The sequence below is a fragment of the Clostridium sp. JN-1 genome, from assembly GCF_003718715.1.
In the GTDB taxonomy this organism is placed as follows: domain Bacteria; phylum Bacillota; class Clostridia; order Clostridiales; family Clostridiaceae; genus Clostridium_AV.
In genome coordinates this window covers 208839-230285 of record NZ_CP033465.1, presented here as the reverse complement: position 1 = coordinate 230285, position 21447 = coordinate 208839, and the positions used below count along the sequence as shown (strand labels likewise).

Sequence of the window (21447 nt, the reverse complement as noted above, 5' to 3'; positions counted from 1 at the left end):
CACTACTTGAGTAATTGTTCTGCAAATTTTTTCATTTCTTCTGCTATTAACTTCTTTATTTCATCCTTTGAAATTCCTGCAGGCTCTTCCTCTAATCCTTTATTCTTTTCAACAAGTACTGATACTCCATCAAATAAGTTAGTCATTCTTCCAAGGAATAAGCTTCCTTTTCCTATTATCATGAAATTATCAAGTTTTCCATTTAATATGTGTTCTATTCCATGACCAACTATAGGTACACCCGATGGTATATGACCTTGAGTAGGTGCAAATCCAGGATAACCATGTTCTTTTACAAAAGCAGGCAGTTGTTTTCTATCAAGCTGACCGCTTTTAACAGCAAGAGCACCTATCATTTTATAGTTTTGAGTTGGTACATCTCCTGCACCTGCTGGTTCAGTTATATCTGGTGTCTGCAATTCTGGTGCAAACTTATTTACATCCGTAATTTTCATTCCATTTTTAGCAAGTGGATCAAGTACCAATGCTTTTATTACAGCTTGTGGTGCAGCTCCATCAGCTATAGTATGTCTGCCAATTACATCAGTTCTAATAACAGGATTTATCCCATCATTTTGAGAAACAAGTATTGCAAATCCTCCAAGACAATCTTCAAGTATAGGTATATTTTTCTTGACATGATCCTTACCATTCATTCCAAGTTTAGCCGTACATCCACCTGCAAATACAACAACATTCTTGTAAATTCCTGACTTTACAAGTGCTGAAGCTGTTATAAGTGCATGTGTTGGGCCTGCACAAAATCCTCTCATGTCGACCCCTGTAGCACCTTTTATACCAGCTATTTCTCCGCAGGCCTTTGCAATATTTCCTCCACCTCTCTGATTCATATCTCCTATAGCTTCTTCTGAACATTCTATTAAGTAATCTATATCATTTACATCTACTTTAGAATTTTCCACAAGATGCATTAAAGCTAAAACTCCTGATGCTTTAACTGACAAATTTTCAAGCATCACATGTGAAGATAAATTTGTATCAAATTCATGTGCCCTTCTCACACATCCTACTAACTTATCATTTTGATAAATTGCATCTGCTATATTGTCATCTACTAGCTTTTTTATATGTTCTATATCTTCACCATCTTTAAGTTCATCAACTTTTGTATTTAAAATAGGATGTTTCTTAAACTTTTCTCTCACAAGTTCAGTAAATGAACTTTCAAGAATAACTAAATCAAATACATCACAAATCTTTAACAGTCCATAGAACTCCTCTTGAGTCATTATCTCTCCAAACTTTCCAAACCTCTTTGCATCTTCAATTTTATTTAAGTGCCATGGTCTTTTTATTTGAGATAATTCCTCTGGAGTTAAGTTTCCTATGTACGTTTGATTTGGTGGATATGCTACAACATCGTCAAAAGATCTTAAATGACTTTTTATTTTCTTCAGATAATCTGATTCTGGATTTGTCTTCCTCTCCAATGTTTGAGTAGTGCCATTGTTAATTACCATGTCCGGAACATCTATCAAAACATAAGAAGCTTTTTTTATAACTGGGAAACTCATTTTTAAACCTCCATTCGCATTTAAAAACTTTGGGAATTAAAAATTAAATATCTTCAATTTTTAATTCCCGGTTATATAATTATTATTCAAACACCTTTTGTCCATCAACAGGAGTTGAAAGTGCAGTTAATGCCTTTTCAACTAACTTATACCTTAATTTAAACTCATCTTCTGAGCTAAGGTTAGGATTTCCAAGAGGATGAGGTATCGCAACAGTAGGTACTATCCTATTAGCTCCTACTGTTAATGATATAGGAACTACTGTACACATATGAACTACTGGCAATCCTCCTCTTTCTATTTCTTTTACCATCGTTGCACCGCAGCGAGTACAAGTTCCTCAGGTGGAGGTTAGTATAACTGCTTGAACACCGTCGGCTATAAGTTCTTTAACTATTGCTTCACCATACTTTTTAGCTGAAGCCACTGCTGTACCATTTCCAACAGTAGCATAATAGTATTTGTGGAGTGAACCTATTTTGCCTTCCTTTTCCATCTTTCTCAATACATCGACAGGCAGTACCCTATCAGCATCACTATTTGCATAACTTGGATCATATCCGCCGTGTGCTGTCTCATATGTTTGAGATGTTAAATCATCAATTCCTTCTATATTATACTTTCCAAACTTAGAAGCACTTGAAGACTCTATATGATCTGGGTTGCCTTTAGGAACTATTCCACCTGATGTAACTAAGGCAATTTTTGCTTTAGTTATATCTTTTACAGGCGGATTTGGATCTACTCTGTCAAATACAGGCATTTTAAATTCAGTAGTAAATTCTTTTCCATTTAATTTTTTTACGAGCATATCAACTGCTCTTTTGGAGCCTCTTTCTCCCCTAAAGCAATTTTTTCTTATTCCTCTTTCTATATATCCTTCTTCTTCAGGATCTCCTATTTCTTCATTTTTAACAAGTTTCAAACCTAAACCTGCAAGCTTTGGAAGAGCCTTTCTCATTCCAACTGCACTATTTTTAGTTTCAACTATATATACATACTTTTTAAATAAATCAACCCCCGGATTTTCAGGATACATAGCTGTAACTGCTGGTATAGATAATTTATCAATAACTTCCTTTGATATAGCACCGCAAGCCATACCATACCTTCCTGCATTAAAAGCTGGCCCTGCTATAAACAAATCTGGGTTATACCTTTTTACCATATCTATTATTTGTTCTTTAGCTTTATCCATATTTTCATTAAAATAAGAATCTCCGCATATAATTGTAGCAACTATTTGGGCATCATCTTTTTTTATTAAATTATTCAATGCCATACCGGGTCCTACAAATCCCTCTCTAACTTCAGGTTCTACATTGGCTTTTTCTTCTCCACCTATGCCAGCATAGAATTGATTTATATAATGTATAACCTTAATCATATAATTACCTCCCTTCAAGTTTTAATATTTAGAATACTCTTTTCTTACATTTTTAACTTCACTAATTATTTCATCTACATCCAATACCATTTCCATCATTCCACACTGCTCATCGTAAACAGCAGCATCACATTCTTCTTTTACTTCTGGTTCAACCATGTGATACACAGCAAGACCAAGTTCAACACCTGCAAGTGGTCCAGCAAATGTTGGATCCCCAGCACTTACTGTCTCAGCTGAAAGTCCTGATGCTTCTGCTTCTGCTCCACCTAAAATTACAACTATATTTTCTGCACCATATTTTTCTGTTAAGTCTTTTACTCTTTGTTGGATCTCCAGATCCATAGCACCTGCGGCCGTTCAAACAAAGCATTCTGTTGATGCAAAAATAACTTCTGCTCCAGCTGATTTTACACAAGCTTCAATAGCTGGTCCTGGTATTCCATCTCTATCTCCTATAGCAATAACTTTTTTGCCTTTTAACATAGAAATCATCCTCCTCTAAACTTTTCATTTCATTTGTATAACTATAATTTATCTATAGACACATTCTACTTTTAAATAAACCTTATAATTTAAGGTAACTTGCTTTATAATAAAATTTGGACACTTTTTATTTTTATAAAATTTAATAGGATACTTTGTTTTAAGCTAACTTTTGATTTAATATACTTTAGCACTTAAATTATTAAATCCAACTTCGCTGGTAGATCCAGTTATGACCTGGAGTTCAGCCTCTATGGAACCATCTTTTCTTAAGCTTCCATTGTGGCCGCCGGCAATTATGTTAGCAGCTTCAGGGTGTCCTATTACTTTTTTCATCTTAGGAAGTACTATTACTTCATTAGCATTTCCAGCAGTAACAACAGCATCTCCTTTTGCTGTAGAATCTGCAAGTGATTGTGAACTTCCATCTTGTCCTGCATATTCATCAGTTATAAGCACCGTTTTAATACCCATATCACTTATTTTATTGCAATTCATAACAAGATCAGCATCTGGATTTCCAAATCCTTCTTCTGATATTATTACAGCATCAGCTCCAAGGAACTTTACTAATTTAGCAGTATAACTAGAAGATCTTTCTTTATCTGCAAGGTAAACATTTTCATTCGTGATAACACAGCCTAAAAAGTTAATATCTTTACCATGTCTGTCATATAAATCTTCAATAACTGGATGATTCAAATGTACATAAGTTGGATTCTTATCACAAGCTGATACACAATTTCCACTAACTACTGCACCATCAAATACTTCTGTTGGATATAAAAATGTTGGTATAATCTTTTTTGCATCTACTCCATATACATACGTATCATGCAGCAATCCTTGACTTTGAAGCATATAAACATAAATTACTTTAGGCAAATCTGGATACTTTTTAACTTGCTCCAAAAGCGGCAAAGTTTCATACACTTTAAGTTCATCTGGTTTTACATTTTTTCCTGCTTCACCAAGATAAGCTGCTGCTTTAAATCCTAATATTCTAAGAACTTCTTCATGTTCATGCTGGTTTACCCCATCTTTGACTTCACAAGTTATTACTAAATTGTTTGTCTTTGAAAATGGTGTATACTTTGCACCTTCTCCACTCATGTCTATAATACCTTCTTGAAATCCAACAACTTTGCCTGTAGTAACTACTGCAGCACCACTTAAAACATGTGTTCTTCCAGAACCAACAGTATCAACTTTGCTTATAAATCCAGGGAATATACCCCCTTTACCTTCAACTTTAACCCTAGGCTCAATTACATCTTTTACAGGTATTATTCTAATTTCTTCGCCTGGCTTAGCAATATCTAATTTAATACTTTGAATTCTGTCATCATTACTAATTTTATTCAGTAATTCATCTTTATTGACATATAAAACTTCATTTTCAATCTTTGTTTCACTGCCAAATTGAAGATCATTAATATTAATTTTTCCTATCTCTAAACGCAATATACTCACCTCCAAATTTTTTATAGTGTCTCATAATATGATTTAATAAAACTTTCAACATCTTGCAATGAAGTAATTTTATCTGCAGTAATCGTGTTAACTTTTTCTCCCTTATTGTAAATTATCATAGTAGGTAATCCTAAAACTTTTTGTCCTATTGCAAGTCTTCTAGCTTTGCTTATATTAAGGCTTGAAAACTTAATCTTATCACCATACTTTTTCTCCAATTCATGGACTCCAGGCATAAGTTCTTTACATACTTCGCATTTATCACCCCAAAAATCTACAAATACAGGCTTATCAGCATAATTTAAAATTTCGTCTTCAAAATTTTGTTTTGTAAGTTCAACCATGTTAACCCTCCTAACCTAAAATTTTATTTTCTTCTATATATTTTTCAGCAGTAGTTGCTGCTATTGCACCATCTGCTGCTGCAGTTATAACTTGTCTTAATGACTTCTTTCTTATATCACCTGCTGCAAATACACCTGGTACGTTAGTTCTCATGTCTTCATCAGTTATGATATATTCCCTTCCATCCATAGAAACCTTACCTTTAAATAACTCAGAAATAGGATTATATCCAACAAATACAAAACATCCGTTAACTTTTAATTTACTTTTTTCACCTGTTATTTTATTTTTTATAACTAACTCCTCTAATATTTCATCACCTACAGCTTCTTCTACAGTTGAATTCCATATAAAACTTATTTTATCATTGGCAAATGCCTTTTCTTGCAGTGATTTAACTGCTCTTAGCTCATCTCTTCTGTGTATAACTGTAACATGTTCAGCAAACTTTGTAAGATAAATTGCTTCAGTAATAGCCGAATCTCCTCCACCTACTACTGCAACATCTAAGTCAGTAAAAAAGTCTGCATCACAAGTTGCGCAGTATGAAATTCCACGTCCTCTTAATTCTTTTTCATTCTTAAATCCCGAAAGTCTAGGATTTGCTCCAGTTGCAATTATAACTGTCCTAGCTTCGTATTTGTCATTTTTGCCTTTTATAACTTTTACTTCACCATCTAAATCAACATCAATTATTTCATCTTTAACAAACTTTGTTCCAAAGTTCATTGCTTGACTCTTCATTCTTTGACTTAAACTTGTTCCTGTGCAATCTTCAATAGATCCTGGATAATTCTCTAGTTCATCTGTCGTAGTCGCCTGTCCTCCATATTTTGCCCTTTCTATCAACAATGTATTCATTCTGGATCTAGATGCATAAATACCTGCAGAAAGCCCAGCTGGTCCTCCTCCAATTATTACACAATCATACAAATGTGACATATTACACCTCCGATTTTATTAAAAATGTAACTTTTAATATAAAATACTACTCAAATACGTGTTTTATAATGTCATAATCTATTACTGAAAAATCATTTAAAACACTAGAATCCCACATTGGAATGTCATAATTTTTTATAAACTTTTGAGTTGTATAAATACTCTTTTCTATATAACCTAGAGATTGAAAGTCTACATTTTCTTTTTTATCACTGCTTAGTAAAATAGTTCTATATGGTATTTGATTTGGTTTAACACTTCCCACCAGTGGATGTGTTAAAAGTTTATGTCCGCAGTGTACATAATCTCTTACCATTTTTAATACATCCATGACATTTCCATTTATAAAATAAACCTTATGTTTAGTTTGGAATCTGTCTCTACTCAATGGATTATTAGTAACAATTATTACTGGCTCTATCACATCCCGCTCCTTTCAGAATCTTCAATTAAATTTGTATAAAAAATTAAGGACATAAGTAAAAGACTACCCTTTTACCCCTGTCCTTTTAACCTGAGAGATTTACTCCTTCGGTGTTCAATACTTTCCAGAGTTATGTCCTTTTTCGGTCCTTGTGCCTGAGAAATTCATATTATTTAAGGAGATAATACTTGTTCCTTCGGCTATCCACTTAAGGATACTATAAAAATTATAGCTAAGTAGTCATCCCAAACAAATTATACAGCGTTTGGTACTTATACTTAATCTCCCGAAAAATTCATCCAAATATATTAATACTTTATGTATCAGTTATATTATATGTCATATATCGAAACTTTTCTATACATTTTCAATATATGTCTTATTTTGTTTTGTTATAGCATCTATAAATTTACCATATATATAACTCATTCTAAAAACATAAATAAAAGGTACATCAGTTAAAGTCAATATACCTTAAATAATTAATAATCCTCTACAAAAAATATTGCACAGGCACGCGGTCCTGCATGTATTCCTACTACACACCCTACAGTACATTCTATAAGGCCGTCAACTTTTAACTGCAATTCTCTTCTCAATATTTCAAGTACATCTTTATTTTTAGCATGTACAAGTACAGCACTATCATCTTTTTTCATATTTTTTTTGCTTAAATATTCAAGTATGATTCTCACAGCTTTTCTGCTTCCTCTAACTTTATCTATAACAACAAGCTCACCGTCTTTTATTTCTAATATCAATTTTATATCAAGTATACTTCCTATGATCCCAGCGGTTTTGGACAGCCTTCCACCCTTGACAAGATACTCCAAAGTATCAAATACTAATGCACTTTTAACATGCGGAATAGTTTCCAATATAGATTCTTCTATTTTTTTAACTTCATAACCCTTTTCCTTAAGTTTAGCAGCTTTTATAACTAAAATACCCAATCCTGAAGTCACATTTAAACTATCTATTATAGTTATATCTTGGCTTTGCAATGTATCTTTAGCTATGCATGCTGATTGATATGTACCGCTAAACTTTGATGATATATGTATTGATATTATCTTAAATCCTTCATCTAAATACTTTTTATAACAATCCATAAACCTTTGAGGATTAACTTGTGAAGTAGTCGGAAATTCACTGCTATTATCCATTTTCTTAAAAAGCCCAATTAAATTTATATCCAATTCATCCCTATAGCTTTTACCTTCAACATTGACAATTAGCGGAAGGACTTCAATATCATATTTTTTTATTATATTAACTGGTAAATCTGAAGTACTATCTGTAATTATTTTTATTTTTTCCATTGATTCGCTTCCTTCCTACTTCATAATCGGAAAGTTCATCTGTCTTAATGCTTCATATGCCACTATAGCAACTGTATTTGATAAGTTCAGCGAACGTGTCGTTGTATTTATCATTGGTACTCTTATACATCTTTTAGGATCACTTTCTCTTATATAATCTGGCAATCCACAGGATTCTCTACCAAAAACAATAAAATCGCCATCTTTAAAATTAGCTTCATGATAAAAATTTTCTCCATGAGTTGTAGAAAAATAAAATGTTGAATTCTTATATTTTTCTCTTAATTCTTCATATGACTCATATATACTTAAATCTAGATAAGGCCAATAATCAAGTCCTGCTCTCCTTAAATGTTTTTCATCTAAACTAAAGCCCAATGGTTTTATAAGATGAAGTTTACTACCAGTAAGAACACAAGTTCTTGCTATATTGCCAGTATTTTGCGGTATTTCTGGCTGAAATAATACTATATTTAAACTCACCACAAGTCCTCCTTTTCAATAACCAATAAAATTATTTATTCTTATAAAACTCTTCTTAATATATTACCCCATAACATCTAAAGAGTAAAGAGAAAGTGGTAAAAGAAAACTTACTAACTTATACAGCTTGTCACTTACCACTATCAAGATATTTTATTATACCATCAGAGATATTCTGTGCTAAATTTTTAAGAACACTATCCTTAGATAGCTTGTCCCTATCATCCTTATTTGTTATAAAACCACACTCAACTAAAGCACAAGGTATCTTACTATATCTAAGTACAGCCACATTTTGTTTCTTTATTCCTTTACTGTTCCAATTGTCAGACTTAACTGCTTGATTTTCTAATATCTCCGACAATTTTATCCTCTGATTAGTTTGATATCCTTTTGGATCATAGTATAATGTAGTAATACCATTAAAATCTGTATCATTAATTGAATTAATATGAACAGAAACAAATACATCTCCATTTGCCGCATTTACTCTGCTGCCTATTTCTTTTAATGGCACAAGTACATCACTATTTCTTGTAAGCGCAACGTTATATCCCTCATTTTCAAGATATTCTTGTGCATATTTAACTATTTTTAGAGTCAAGTTTTTCTCGTACATATTTCCATAGCTAGTACCATTGTCAACACCACCATGACCTGCATCTAGAACTATAGTATATTTATTATTCTCCTGTTTATGCTTAATTAAAACCCCTTTATCTTTACTTGATGCCATAACAGCTTGTCCTTTTACAGTAGAACCCCCATTGCACAAAACTTGATTTTTCCCAAACAATAACGATAATAAAGTAAAAAAAATACAGGAAAGCATAAACTTTTTTCTGTTTGCAATTCTCATTTTAATCCTCCTAATCCATCGTTATTCAATTTCTAATATACATTTATCAGCAGGAATTTACCCTGCTCAAAACTCTCATGTTTATTAATTTATTTACATTTAAGTAAATACCTGTATAAAGTTATCTGTAAACTTATTATAATATGAAATAAAATAATAATCAATTGTTATAAATGTATTGGTCGTATCAATTTACTATATGTTAAAAAAATTATAGGCTTCTCCTATTAATATGATTCCGTAAAGTTTTTACTCAATCATACATATTATTTAATTCATTTTCTAACATAACTCCTACTGTATCAGCAAACCTTTCTGAAGATTTTATATGAACTAAGTTGTGTCCATATATCTTTTTTGCGGCAGGAAAATCCTCATCACTCCCTGTGAAAATACCAAGGATAGAAACTCCATCCTGACGACCTCTTCTCACTTCCAAAGCAGTATCATTTACACCCATGACACCTGCATAATCATATTCAGCACGATTAGTTTCGCTGTCTTGTATGCACTGCATATCATTAGGTCTTCCATCAGATAGGACTATTAGTATTTTATTTTCACATTTTAAACTTTTCATCATATAAAGTGCAGTACGTACAGATAAACCGTCTCTATTGCATCCTGAAGCATTATAATCAAAAATCTTACTATTTTTGTTAGTTTCGTTGTAATCACGGAAAAGGTTAATAATTGTATAATTTTTAAGACTGCAAAAGGAGTAGACTCTTACAGGGATTTGACAGCGTGTAAGGCTTTCAGCTATAATATACCCCTCTGCTGCAATAACTTCCTGACGCTTTGTCTGTGATAGCGATGCATCTAACATTATATCCACAGTTAAATTTTTAGCATCATTTTTAAAACTTTTTATAAAAATCTTATTATCATAAAGATAAAGATTTCTCCAGACGTTTCCTGCTATAAATTTCCCCGTCTCCGCTCTGCAGGAAAACTCGCGATTGACAAGCATAACATTTCTAATTTTGTTCGTCAGCTTTAAAATACTATTATTGTTTCTCGCAAGGTTTTCGTTATAATTTGCATTATTTTTTTCTCTCTGTTTTAAAACATCATTTCTATGTTCAGCTGCATTCTTATTGACCCTAACATTAACGTCAAAATCCCCTCTTGTAAAATGGATGTGACAATTTTTATGGTTTCCAACACACAGAACCTCTTCAAAAGCCTTTGCCTGCAGTTCTTGTAGAATTGATGACCCATAATATCCTTGTATAAACTTTATCTCATCTGAATTACTTTGATTCATGGATTTAAACCAACTAAAAGCTCTTTTTAATTCAACAGCCATTGAATTAAAACGTTTAAAAAATGAATTGTGCCAGGAGCTCAACTGCTTACTATCTATTTGAAAAATGCTTTTGTTTTTTTTAAATTTTTTTGGTACACTTTTTTCCTCACTGTGAGCAGGTTTATATTTGAAATAAACTTTTATAATCTCATTCATACGAGATATAATCTGTTTCGTATCCATGTTCTCATCAAACTCTAAATAATTTAAAATGTTAAGCACTAATTTTGTTGTTTTAGGTTTTTGACCCAATATCCGCTGAAAATAAGCTATCTTGATTTCATCTATAATGTCAACAGCTAAATCTGGATTACATTTATCAAGAAATTTTTTTGAATAATTTCTTCGCAGATTTTCAAGAACTAGTCGTTCATCTTTTGCCTTTTTATAAGTGCAGTTTTCTAAACCTATCCAAGTTAATTCTTCTAGCAATGCATGATTAGTATCTTTTTTAAGGTAATTGAAAAAACTTTTTAGAAGTGAATAATCATAATATTTATGAACAGCTCCGATAATATAATTTAAGTAAAGATCAGCCTTTCCATCTTCATCATATACCTTGATTTCTGAATCAAATGAGTAATCAGATGAAGCGTTCCATATAATATTATCAGCTTTTTTTATTTCCTTGTTTTCTTCTTGCATAGTCAATCTATAAAAATTTCACCTCTTTTCACATTTTTGGGTATCCTGAGACTAATAACATCTTCTATAAGCTCTCTTTCAAAGTTATCAAAAGATTTATTTGTAATGCCCATCTTGAGTGCTCTAGATGCTTCAAGACCCTTATCTATAAGATGAATGGAAGAAATGAGACCTCTTAGATCCACGGATTTCGTGGAAATCTCCGAATTTTCACTTTTGTCTTGAAGATCCTGAAATAGTCCTGCAAATTGTTTAATATATTTATTATTCATATTAGGAAATTCTCGTTTAAGTAACTTCATAAGATTCTCGGAAGAAATAGTTGGCATTTCAATAACCATAAAACGTGAAACCAAAGCTTCATTAACTTCTCTTGTACCTGCATATCCATAATTCATCGTAGCAATAAATCTAGTTGCATTTTCTAGAGGAATCTTATCATAACCAGGTATATCAATAATTCTTCGAAAATCTAATGCAGCATGAAGAAGTGCAATAGATTCATTCCTTGCCATATTAATTTCATCAAGGACTCCAAAACCTCCTAGTACTGCACATTCATAAATAGGACCATGCCTCCAAACAACTTGTCCGTTTTTAAATGTATCAGAACCAATAAGAGATGAAAAATCTGTGTTAACGTGAAAGGAAATATCCCAGCTTGGTCTTTGAAACGCAGCTGCTAGGTTTTCTGCAAAAACGTTTTTTCCACTTGCTTTAGGACCAACAAGGAGAAGGTTTTCACCACAGAGAAGAGCTGTAATTGCTTCCTCCCAAATTTCTTTTCCGTAATAATTATATTTAGGTTTTGGTATTCTATATCTTATATCGGGATTCACATTATAAAAATTTTGATAACGTTCTATTTCAGTAATTAGATTTTCACTAATTCCCTCTTTTCTTAAAAAATCTAACATATTAACGCCTCCAACACTTCCGCAGCTGCTTTAATTTAATATATAAATATATATACGTTTGAACATCTATTTACATATTATGCTATACATTGGTTTCCGTCAATATAACTTAATACTTTATTATTACTTTTAATTAATAAAAACCCTCGTTAATTCTATAAAAAATTTTTAAAGAATCTTATGAGAGTTTTTAGTACTTTTAATAAATTATAAAAAAAATAAAAGCCCCGTGAAATGTTGATTTCACAAGGCTCTTGGTGCGGATAACAGGACTTGAACCTGCATGAAGTTTCCCTCACTAGAACCTGAATCTAGCGCGTCTGCCAATTCCGCCATATCCGCATGAACGATATTATTATATCACAATCTATATTATCATTGCAAAATAAATTTATGTCTTTACTTCTTAATATTTGTTAAGTTATAGATATTTTACCGAAACATTTAAAGTTAATATATATTACAAATGCTATAATAGTCAGCTTTAAGACATATTTATCCAAAATGCAACTAAATTTGAACTTATTTTAACAATATATCGCTAGGTCAGAATTGTTAGAAAATATTTAATTTAACAATTTTGATTATATTGTTGAAATTTGTTGATAACATATGCTATACTATAATCGTGCCGTAAGGAAACATTAATATAATTCCCCAAGTTTTAATTAAACATATAACATATCCCCATGATTAAACCCTATTTTACCGGATAAAAATCCGGTAATTTTGTTTTTTGTATAAATTTATGTAATTTATATAAAAAACAAGACCAGATTTTGAACTCTGGTCTTGTTTTTTATATTTTAATATTAAAATTCTACCTTTTCTTTCAAGAATCCTTTAATTTCATCTATTTTTATTCTAAACTGTTCCATAGTATCTCTATCTCTAACTGTTACTGTATTATCCTCTAATGTATCAAAGTCTACTGTTATACAATAAGGAGTTCCTGCTTCATCTTCTCTTCTATATCTTTTACCTATACTTCCTGCTTCATCATAGTCAACACTAAAATCACGTCTAAGTTGATCATAAATTTCTGAAGCTTTTTCAGATAACTTCTTAGTAAGAGGAAGTACTGCTGCTTTAAATGGAGCTATAGCTGGATGCAGGTGTAATACTGTTCTTGTATCTCCATTTTCTAACTCTTCTTCATTATAAGCATCTACTAAAAATGCAAGAACAATTCTATCAGCTCCAACTGATGGCTCTATACAATATGGTATATATCTTTCATTAGTAACTGGATCAAGATAAGTCATATCTTTTCCAGAATGCTCTTGATGCTGCCTTAAATCATAATCAGTTCTATCTGCAACTCCCCATAATTCTCCCCAGCCAAATGGGAACAGATACTCAATGTCAGAAGTTGCTTTACTATAGTGAGATAATTCTTCTTTTTTATGATCTCTAAATCTTATATTTTTTTCATCTATTCCAAGCCTTAGTAAGAAATTCCAAGTATGCTTTTTCCAGTAATCATGCCATTCTAAATCTGTTCCTGGTTTGCAGAAAAACTCTAATTCCATTTGTTCAAATTCCCTAGTTCTAAAAGTAAAGTTTCCTGGAGTTATCTCATTTCTAAAAGATTTTCCTATCTGAGCTATACCAAATGGGATTTTCTTTCTTGTTGTTCTTTGAACATTCTTAAAATTTACAAATATGCCTTGTGCAGTTTCAGGTCTTAAAAATGTCTCGGATTTAGAATCTTCCGTTACACCTTGAAAAGTTTTAAACATAAGATTAAATTGCCTTATATCTGTAAAATTGTGTTTACCACAACTAGGACAGTTGATATTATTATCATCGATATACTTTTTTAATTTTTCATTACTCCAGCCATCTGCACTAGCCTCTTCTATTCCACTTTCAGTCATGTGTTTTTCTACTAGTTTATCTGCTCTAAATCTTGATTTGCATTCCTTACAATCCATAAGTGGATCTGAAAAGTTTCCAACATGGCCTGATGCAACCCATACTTCTTTATTCATTAAAATAGCAGCATCTATTCCAACATTATATTTGCTTTCATGAACAAACTTCTGCCACCATGCCTTTTTTACATTATTTTTTAGTTCAACTCCCATAGGACCATAATCCCATGTATTTGCAAGACCTCCATATATATCTGACCCAGGGTATACAAAACCTCTACTTTTACATAAGGCTACTACTTTATCCATACTTTTTTCATTTTTCATTACTAATACCTCCTTAAATTATATAAAAAAAAGAACCTAATCTTAAGGGACGAAAGCTTTTTCCGCGGTTCCACCCTTTTTGACATAAGTCCTACTCTCTTCTTATCATTCAAAAGCTCCATTCACAATAAGGCCCTAATTGTTTCCACCACCCACAATTTCTCTTTAAAGACATTATAGTTACTTTTCTTTATCATTATGAAATATTTAATTATATCTATTGTAACATTATTTTTATAATTGTCAATCAAAATTATTCAAAAAAAAATAAAATTGGCTCCGCGAAAAGGATTCGAACCTTCAACCCTTCGGTTAACAGCCGAATGCTCCACCGTTGAGCTATCGCGGAACAATTTAATTTACATATATTATTATATCATGTATTTTTAAAAATGCAATATTTTTTACATATTTTTTTGCTTTTATTATAATTTTAAATAACTTGTAATAAAATTAATATAATAGTCTCAAAAAAGTTATCATATTATCAATTTGCATATTAGTCTCCATTAATGACTTTCTATTAATTTTATCATAAAATAATATTCCTAGGTTAATGCAATCTTATGTAAAAATAAAGCCCAGCAGAATTAACACCGCTAGGCTTAAAAATTATCTCTTATAGTATTTTTTCCTAAGCTCATTTTGTTCTAACTTTCTCTTTTCAACATCTTCTTTTAAGTAAATTCCTTTTTTTATTGCTACAAGTTTACTCTGCCTATTCATATCAGAAAGTCTTTGCTTACTTATACCTAAATATTTAGCAACTTCGCTCGAATCCATAGTATTATCTTTAATTAATTTTATTAACTCCCCTCTATCCATAATTTACTCCTTATCTTGCTTTTTTAATAATTTATTTTTTTCATCTTCTAATTTATTTTTTTCCATCTTAAGTATTATAAGTCTGCCCCCAAGAACAATAATCACTACAACACAAGTTATTAAAAAATAATTTAATATTTTCATATTACCGTGGTATAATGATAAGTAAATAAAATATTGTGGAGAGGAAAGTTATTTCCCTTTCCTCAGCTTTTTAATTTCTAGCTTTAGTTTTTCAATTTCTAATTTCGTCTTTCTACTGGTTAATTGAATTTGACGAATTGTTAGTATTGAAATTACTAAAGCTATTAATTTACTTATCCATATCACTTCTTCACCTCCTGCTTATAACTATATTATATTAAACCTACGTAAAAGGTTAATAGGTATAGCTAATTTTATTGTTATTAATGCTATTTAACACTAGATGTTATATTCATTAAATTTAATCACAATAAAAGCACCTACTATTTTTTTACTTAGTAGATGCTTAGATTTTTTCTTTTATAACTTTATACTAACAAAATAATTTTAAGTTTAAAAAGACACTCTATTTAAAGAGTGCCTTTGCTACAGCAGGGATTTACTGTAGTGCTGCTGTTTATCCAAACTTCTATACTACTATAATAACATATGTTACACGTAAATGTTACTGAAAAAGCAACTATTTTCCTGATAAATCTTAATATTTTATAAATAAGGCACCTAGTATTAACTAATATGTAAATTATCCTATATCAATTTTTTTAGGTCGGGAATAGGCCAAAATTTTTGATTTCAAATAAATATAGCAGCCTTAAAAAAGACTGCTAATTTGCACAGTTAGTGCATTTATAAGTCATTTGACCTGGTCTTTGACCCCACACTCGCCTGCTGGAACTTTCGCTACCCAACTTTAGTCTCTCACTACTAATTCTCTCGCCCCTAGGCGGCAGGACTTACATCTAAACCGCACCATGCTCATTAAATATTTTATTTAACTTACGTGGATCGCTTCGCCTGCGACTGGCATCGACTTTCAACCACAAAACTGACTCACAAATAAAATTATACTCTACTTTTTGCTGCAGTCAATATCTTAATTTTTCTAGCACCATTTTTCTTTAATTCTTCTGCACAATAATATGCTGTTGCACCGGTAGTTATAACATCATCAACTATTAAAATATTCTTGCCATTTATATTGTATCCACTTATATATTTAAAACTATTTTTCATATTCATCCATCTTTGTTTTCCATTAAGTCCTATTTGATCTTTCGTAGATTTTACTTTTTTTAAGCAGTCAATTACAGGTATATCAAGTTTATCGGAAATCACTTTTGAGAGATATGCACTTTGATTATAGCCTCTATTTCTTAAAGAACTTTTTGTCATAGGAACATACGTTATATAATCAAAATCTATATGGTTAATGTTTATAGTATTTACCATATATTTTGCTAAAAGTCTGCCGGCCTCAAAGTTACTTTTATACTTTAGTCCAATTATAAGTTCCATTATAGTTTTTGAATAATAAGCTGCACTATAAGCATTGTACTCTTTGCCAAACTCTCCTATATAAAAACCACTTTTACAAAACTTAATATTTTCTTTACAATTGGAACATATAACTTCATCGTCGTATAATTCTGATTTACATATTATACATTTTTGATCTGATGTATATATTACTGACAGTATACATTCTTTTATAAACTTTAAATTTTTAATAATCCTTCTTCCCATGCTTCTTTATTAAAATTTCTCATTATATCCTTGGCTTTTTCCATATCATAAGTTTCCTTATTTGCCAAAAATATAACCTCTCCCTCCAAGTTTTTTCTATTTCTATTTGCGCCTGCACAAATATACACTAATTTTTTATAATCAAATTTAGGACTATCTGCAAAGTAAACCATAGTATCTACATTTTGAATATTATAATTAAATATATCAAAGCTGTCTGTTATACATACTCCATTTTTCAGCTTTTTAAAATTACTTATAACTTTATCACTGTGTATTTTATGTACACATGTTACGTTTTGAGTCATATTACTGCAATATCTATTTATATAACTGTATATTTCATCTATGTTATGATCATTAGGTACGCATATTATAACTTTTCTATCTGATTTAATAGAACACTGTAAATAATCATATATGACAAATGGTATATCCTGACTTATGTCAATTCTCGTAAGTATAGTTCTAGGTTCAATTAGAGGCTTTTTATCATCCCTTATTGGAAGAATAATCTCTTCTCCCATTTCGAGTATATTTTCTATAGAATAAATTATAAATTTAGCATTTTCATTTGACAGCTTATCTAATAAATGAAATATTTTACGCTTATTATACAGCGGAAATGCACTTAAGTTATCATATATCACTAAGTCATAATTTTCACATAAATTTTCGGCATTTTTAAAATCACATACTTTTAGTAACTTATTTCTAGTTTTTACATTTAAGTATGGTTTTACGCTTCTAACTATATTTAGATTGTCAGACTTTTCATCTGTTATATATACTACTCTTTTTCCATTAAATAAGTGAAATAATATAACATTTATAAATACATCAGTTGAATTATACGGTGGAGATATTACATTTAGAATTTTTTGATTTCCAGTACTCCAATTTAATATATCTTGACTTATCTTACTTTTCTGTTTACTCAGCTTTAACTTCTGGTATGTCAGCATTTAACCCACTCTCCATTATATCCATTATTCTGTATTTTAATAATGAATACCTCTCAAAACTTTTATCATTATTTATCATAAATTTTAAAGCCTTCAAGTCTCCAACTAATACAACCATCTGTTTTGCCCTAGTTATAGCAGTATATAATAAATTTCTATTCATAAGTAAAGGTGGTCCCATAAATATAGGCATAATACCAACTGGGAATTCACTCCCTTGACTTTTGTGTATAGTTATAGCATAAGCAAGTTCTAATTCGTCCAAATACAAATTATCATATACTACTCTTTTTTCATTGTCGAATATCACAGTTAGAGTATTTTTATCATTATCTATGTCTTCTATATACCCAACATCTCCATTGAATACTCCGAGTCCTTCATTTTCGCCATCTCCTGATATTCTAACCCATTTTAATGAATAATTATTTTTAATTTGCATAACTTTATCGCCTACTCTAAAAATACTATCTCTAAATTCCTTTTCTTTTTTCTCCTTACTTTTAACATTTAGTATTTCTTGAAGTTTGGTATTTAAATTATTAATTCCCAATACGCCTTTTCTCATAGGTGATAGTATTTGAATATGCCTCATCTTATCCCAATTCTTATTAAATTTAGGAAGTCTTTTGTCTATAAGCTGCACTAACGTATCTAATATATTTTCAGGATTATTACATCTTATAAAATAAAAATCTTTCCCCTTTTTATTTAAAATTGGCATTTCTCCATTATTAATCTTATGTGCATTTACAATAATCAAACTTTCACGTGACTGCCTAAAAATTTCTTTAAGTCTAACAATTTTTACGCATTTGCTTTGTATTAAATCTCTAAGGACGTTACCTGGTCCAACCGACGGAAGCTGGTCAGCATCGCCAACTATTATAAGCCTAGTACCTACTGAAATTGCTTTTAACAAATTACTCATAAGCATCACATCTATCATTGATGCTTCATCTATTATTAGTACATCGCACTCAAGAGGTGCTCCCTCACCGCGTGAATACAATATATTATCTTGCCCTTCACTTATACCCATTTCAAGCAGCCTGTGAATAGTCTTAGCCTCTCTTCCAGTAGCTTCAGTCATTCTCTTTGCAGCTCTTCCAGTTGGAGCAGCCATAAATACCTTATAGTTAATTTCTTCAAATATTTGAGTTATCGCATTTATGATTGTAGTTTTTCCTGTACCAGGTCCTCCTGTAATTATTTCAATTCCATTTTTAAAAGCTCCATTTATAGCTTCTTTTTGTGAATCGGCAAATTTAACATTATTATTCTCTTCAAACTTTTCTATTTCCTTATTTACATCAATTTTAATGTCTTCATACTTCGAAAGTGATAACTGAAGTATCTTTCTTGTAATATTCATTTCACAATAATAGTAAGGGAGAGTAAATACACAAATCTTACTATTAACATTCTCCAGTTTTATCTTTCCGCTTGCAGAACTATCATATATATTTTCTTCAATTTCTTTTCTAGACACACCTAGAGATTCGATGGCTCTATTTATTAGAAGATCAAAAGGCATATACGTATTGCCTAATCCGCAAAAGTTATTTACTATATATTTTATACCGCTTTGTATTCTAAAAGGAGAATTCAATTGTATACCAGCATTTCTTGCTATTTTGTCAGCCGTTTTAAATCCTATACCAGATATTTCTTCAGTTAATACATAAGGATTTTCTTTAATAACTTTTATAGAATCATTTCCAAACTTTTTGTGTATCTTTACACATTGATTTGCTGTGATCCCATATGTTTGAAAAAAAATCATAAGACTTCTTATTTCATTTTGTTTTGAGTAAGAATTACATATCAATTGTATCTTTTTTTCTCCTATTCCTTCTATCTCTCGAAGCCTTGTTATATCATTATCTAAAATTTCTAAAGTTTTTTCTCCAAACTTTTCAACAATTTTTCTAGCAGTTACAGGTCCTATTCCAGATATTACTCCAGATGCAAGATATCTTTCTATACCTGCTGTAGAATCTGGAACAATTTCTTCACACGAAGATACCTTGAATTGTTTTCCGAAGTGCGGATGAGTAGTCCACTCACCTTCTAACTTTAAATTTTCGCCCTCTGTAATATATGGTATACATCCAACTATTGTGATACATTGACGCTTAAATTTTTCTTTAAATCGTGCAACTACATATCCATCACTATCACTTTGAAAAAGTATACTGTCAATGTTTCCTTGTAATTCTTGCATACAATCTCTCCTAAATATGTTATTTTATTTATCAATAATTATATCATTAAATCATATAAAAATAGAATATATACTATCAAAAAAAAGATTTAGCATGATAAATCTTATAATCACACTAAATCCTTAATAAACTTCAAAATTAACTTTAGATATATTTCTTTATTTCTTGAACCTTATCTAGTCTTTCCCAAGGCAAGTCTATATCAGTTCTTCCAAAATGTCCATAAGCAGCAATCTGTTTGTAAATCGGTCTTCTTAAATCTAATTCCTTTATTATAGCTGCAGGTCTTAGATCAAATACCTTTTTAACTATTTCTACAATCTTATCCTCTGATATCTTTGATGTTCCAAAAGTATCAACTGTTATAGAAACTGGCTGTGCAACACCTATAGCATATGCAAGTTGTATTTCTAATTTATCAGCAGCTCCAGCTGCAACTAAATTTTTAGATACCCATCTTGCAGCATAAGCAGCAGATCTATCAACCTTCGTTGGATCTTTTCCTGAAAAAGCACCGCCGCCGTGTCTTCCACATCCACCATAGGTATCAACTATTATCTTTCTACCTGTAAGTCCTGAATCTCCTTGAGGACCTCCAACTACAAATCTTCCAGTTGGATTTATAAAATACTTAGTATTTTCATCTAAAAGTTCAGGTGAAATAACTGGTTTTATTACATGTTCTATAATGTCATTTTCTATTTGATCGTGCGTTGTATCAGAATCATGTTGAGTTGACACAACCACAGTATCTATTCTAACCGGTTTGTTATCATCATATTCAACAGTAACTTGCGTTTTCCCATCAGGTCTTAAATAATCTAAAGTTCCATCCTTTCTAACTTTAGCTAATCTTCTTGCAAGTTTATGAGCTAAAGAAATAGGCATGGGCATATATTCTGGAGTTTCATTCGTAGCAAATCCAAACATCATTCCTTGATCTCCAGCACCTATAGCTTCAGTTTTATCCATTTCACCTTTTTTTGATTCTAGTGCTTCATCTACACCAAGTGCTATATCTGATGATTGTTCATGGATTGATGTTATAACCGAACAAGTAGAACAATCAAATCCAAACTTTGCTCTAGTATATCCTATTTCCTTTACAGTTTCTCTAACTATCTTAGGAATATCTATGTAACAATTAGTAGATATCTCTCCCATTACTAGAATCATTCCTGTAGTTGTAGCCGTTTCACAAGCTACTCTACCATTAGGATCTTTCTCCAATATAGCATCCAGAATAGCATCTGAAATTTGATCGCACATTTTATCTGGATGTCCTTCTGTAACTGATTCAGATGTGAACAATCTTCTCATAAATTTACCCCTCCAATTTCATAAAATAAAAACCTCTTCAATAAGAA

Annotated in this window: 18 protein-coding genes, 2 tRNA genes and 1 riboswitch; all 20 genes read right to left on the bottom strand. The window is 31.0% G+C overall.

Annotated features, from left to right (window positions below):
- Positions 1-2: 2 nt before the first annotated feature.
- Positions 3-1535 (bottom strand): glycine/sarcosine/betaine reductase complex component C subunit beta, encoded by a 1533-nt coding sequence (grdC, locus tag EBB51_RS01145; RefSeq protein WP_123052759.1) that lies wholly within the window; start codon positions 1533-1535, stop codon positions 3-5.
- An 82-nt stretch (positions 1536-1617) separates the two neighbouring features.
- On the bottom strand, positions 1618-2922 hold the full coding sequence (grdB, locus tag EBB51_RS01140) for a glycine reductase complex selenoprotein B (protein WP_123052758.1): 1305 nt from the start codon (positions 2920-2922) through the stop codon (positions 1618-1620).
- A 21-nt stretch (positions 2923-2943) separates the two neighbouring features.
- The gene (grdA, locus tag EBB51_RS01135) at positions 2944-3414 is read right to left on the bottom strand and encodes a glycine/sarcosine/betaine reductase complex selenoprotein A (protein WP_123054945.1); all 471 of its coding nucleotides are present in this window, start codon (positions 3412-3414) and stop codon (positions 2944-2946) included.
- 171 nt (positions 3415-3585) lie between these two features.
- A complete protein-coding gene (locus tag EBB51_RS01130; protein WP_123052757.1) occupies positions 3586-4872 on the bottom strand; it encodes a glycine/sarcosine/betaine reductase component B subunit in 1287 nt (428 codons plus the stop codon).
- Between the two features lie 20 nt (positions 4873-4892).
- On the bottom strand, positions 4893-5225 hold the full coding sequence (locus tag EBB51_RS01125) for a thioredoxin family protein (RefSeq protein WP_123052756.1): 333 nt from the start codon (positions 5223-5225) through the stop codon (positions 4893-4895).
- 10 nt (positions 5226-5235) lie between these two features.
- Entirely contained in the window at positions 5236-6168 is a 933-nt protein-coding gene (trxB, locus tag EBB51_RS01120; RefSeq protein WP_123052755.1) for a thioredoxin-disulfide reductase, read from the bottom strand.
- Positions 6169-6214: 46 nt separating this feature from the next.
- The gene (locus EBB51_RS01115; protein WP_123052754.1) at positions 6215-6592 is read right to left on the bottom strand and encodes a GrdX family protein; all 378 of its coding nucleotides are present in this window, start codon (positions 6590-6592) and stop codon (positions 6215-6217) included.
- A 133-nt stretch (positions 6593-6725) separates the two neighbouring features.
- A riboswitch (glycine riboswitch) is annotated at positions 6726-6891 on the bottom strand.
- A 183-nt stretch (positions 6892-7074) separates the two neighbouring features.
- Positions 7075-7914, bottom strand: coding sequence for a DegV family protein (locus EBB51_RS01110; protein ID WP_123052753.1), 840 nt, complete (start codon positions 7912-7914; stop codon positions 7075-7077).
- 15 nt (positions 7915-7929) lie between these two features.
- Entirely contained in the window at positions 7930-8397 is a 468-nt protein-coding gene (locus EBB51_RS01105) for a tRNA (cytidine(34)-2'-O)-methyltransferase (RefSeq protein WP_123052752.1), read from the bottom strand.
- Positions 8398-8527: 130 nt separating this feature from the next.
- Positions 8528-9256: an N-acetylmuramoyl-L-alanine amidase gene (locus EBB51_RS01100; protein WP_123052751.1), complete on the bottom strand. Its 729-nt coding sequence runs from the start codon at positions 9254-9256 to the stop codon at positions 8528-8530.
- A gap of 253 nt (positions 9257-9509) precedes the next feature.
- Positions 9510-11219 carry a hypothetical protein gene (locus tag EBB51_RS01095; RefSeq protein WP_150131711.1) on the bottom strand — a complete coding sequence of 570 codons (1710 nt, stop codon included), beginning with the start codon at positions 11217-11219 and terminating at the stop codon, positions 9510-9512.
- Positions 11216-12130 (bottom strand): MoxR family ATPase, encoded by a 915-nt coding sequence (locus EBB51_RS01090; protein WP_123052749.1) that lies wholly within the window; start codon positions 12128-12130, stop codon positions 11216-11218. The genes EBB51_RS01095 and EBB51_RS01090 overlap by 4 nt, the downstream gene beginning before the upstream one ends.
- A 255-nt stretch (positions 12131-12385) precedes the next feature.
- A tRNA-Leu gene (locus tag EBB51_RS01085) sits at positions 12386-12472 on the bottom strand.
- Between the two features lie 470 nt (positions 12473-12942).
- Positions 12943-14334, bottom strand: coding sequence for a glycine--tRNA ligase (locus tag EBB51_RS01080; protein ID WP_123052748.1), 1392 nt, complete (start codon positions 14332-14334; stop codon positions 12943-12945).
- 274 nt (positions 14335-14608) lie between these two features.
- Positions 14609-14683, bottom strand: a tRNA-Asn gene (locus tag EBB51_RS01075).
- A gap of 263 nt (positions 14684-14946) precedes the next feature.
- On the bottom strand, positions 14947-15159 hold the full coding sequence (locus tag EBB51_RS01070) for a DNA-binding protein (RefSeq protein WP_123052747.1): 213 nt from the start codon (positions 15157-15159) through the stop codon (positions 14947-14949).
- Between the two features lie 1047 nt (positions 15160-16206).
- On the bottom strand, positions 16207-16887 hold the full coding sequence (locus tag EBB51_RS01065) for a ComF family protein (RefSeq protein ID WP_123052746.1): 681 nt from the start codon (positions 16885-16887) through the stop codon (positions 16207-16209).
- Complete coding sequence (locus tag EBB51_RS01060; RefSeq protein ID WP_123052745.1) at positions 16860-17852, bottom strand: hypothetical protein; 993 nt, start codon at positions 17850-17852, stop codon at positions 16860-16862. The genes EBB51_RS01065 and EBB51_RS01060 overlap by 28 nt, the downstream gene beginning before the upstream one ends.
- The gene (locus EBB51_RS01055; RefSeq protein ID WP_123052744.1) at positions 17821-20079 is read right to left on the bottom strand and encodes an ATP-dependent RecD-like DNA helicase; all 2259 of its coding nucleotides are present in this window, start codon (positions 20077-20079) and stop codon (positions 17821-17823) included. Before EBB51_RS01055 ends, EBB51_RS01060 begins: the two co-directional genes overlap by 32 nt.
- Before the next feature lie 145 nt (positions 20080-20224).
- Complete coding sequence (gene metK / locus EBB51_RS01050) at positions 20225-21400, bottom strand: methionine adenosyltransferase (protein ID WP_123052743.1); 1176 nt, start codon at positions 21398-21400, stop codon at positions 20225-20227.
- Positions 21401-21447: the final 47 nt, after the last annotated feature.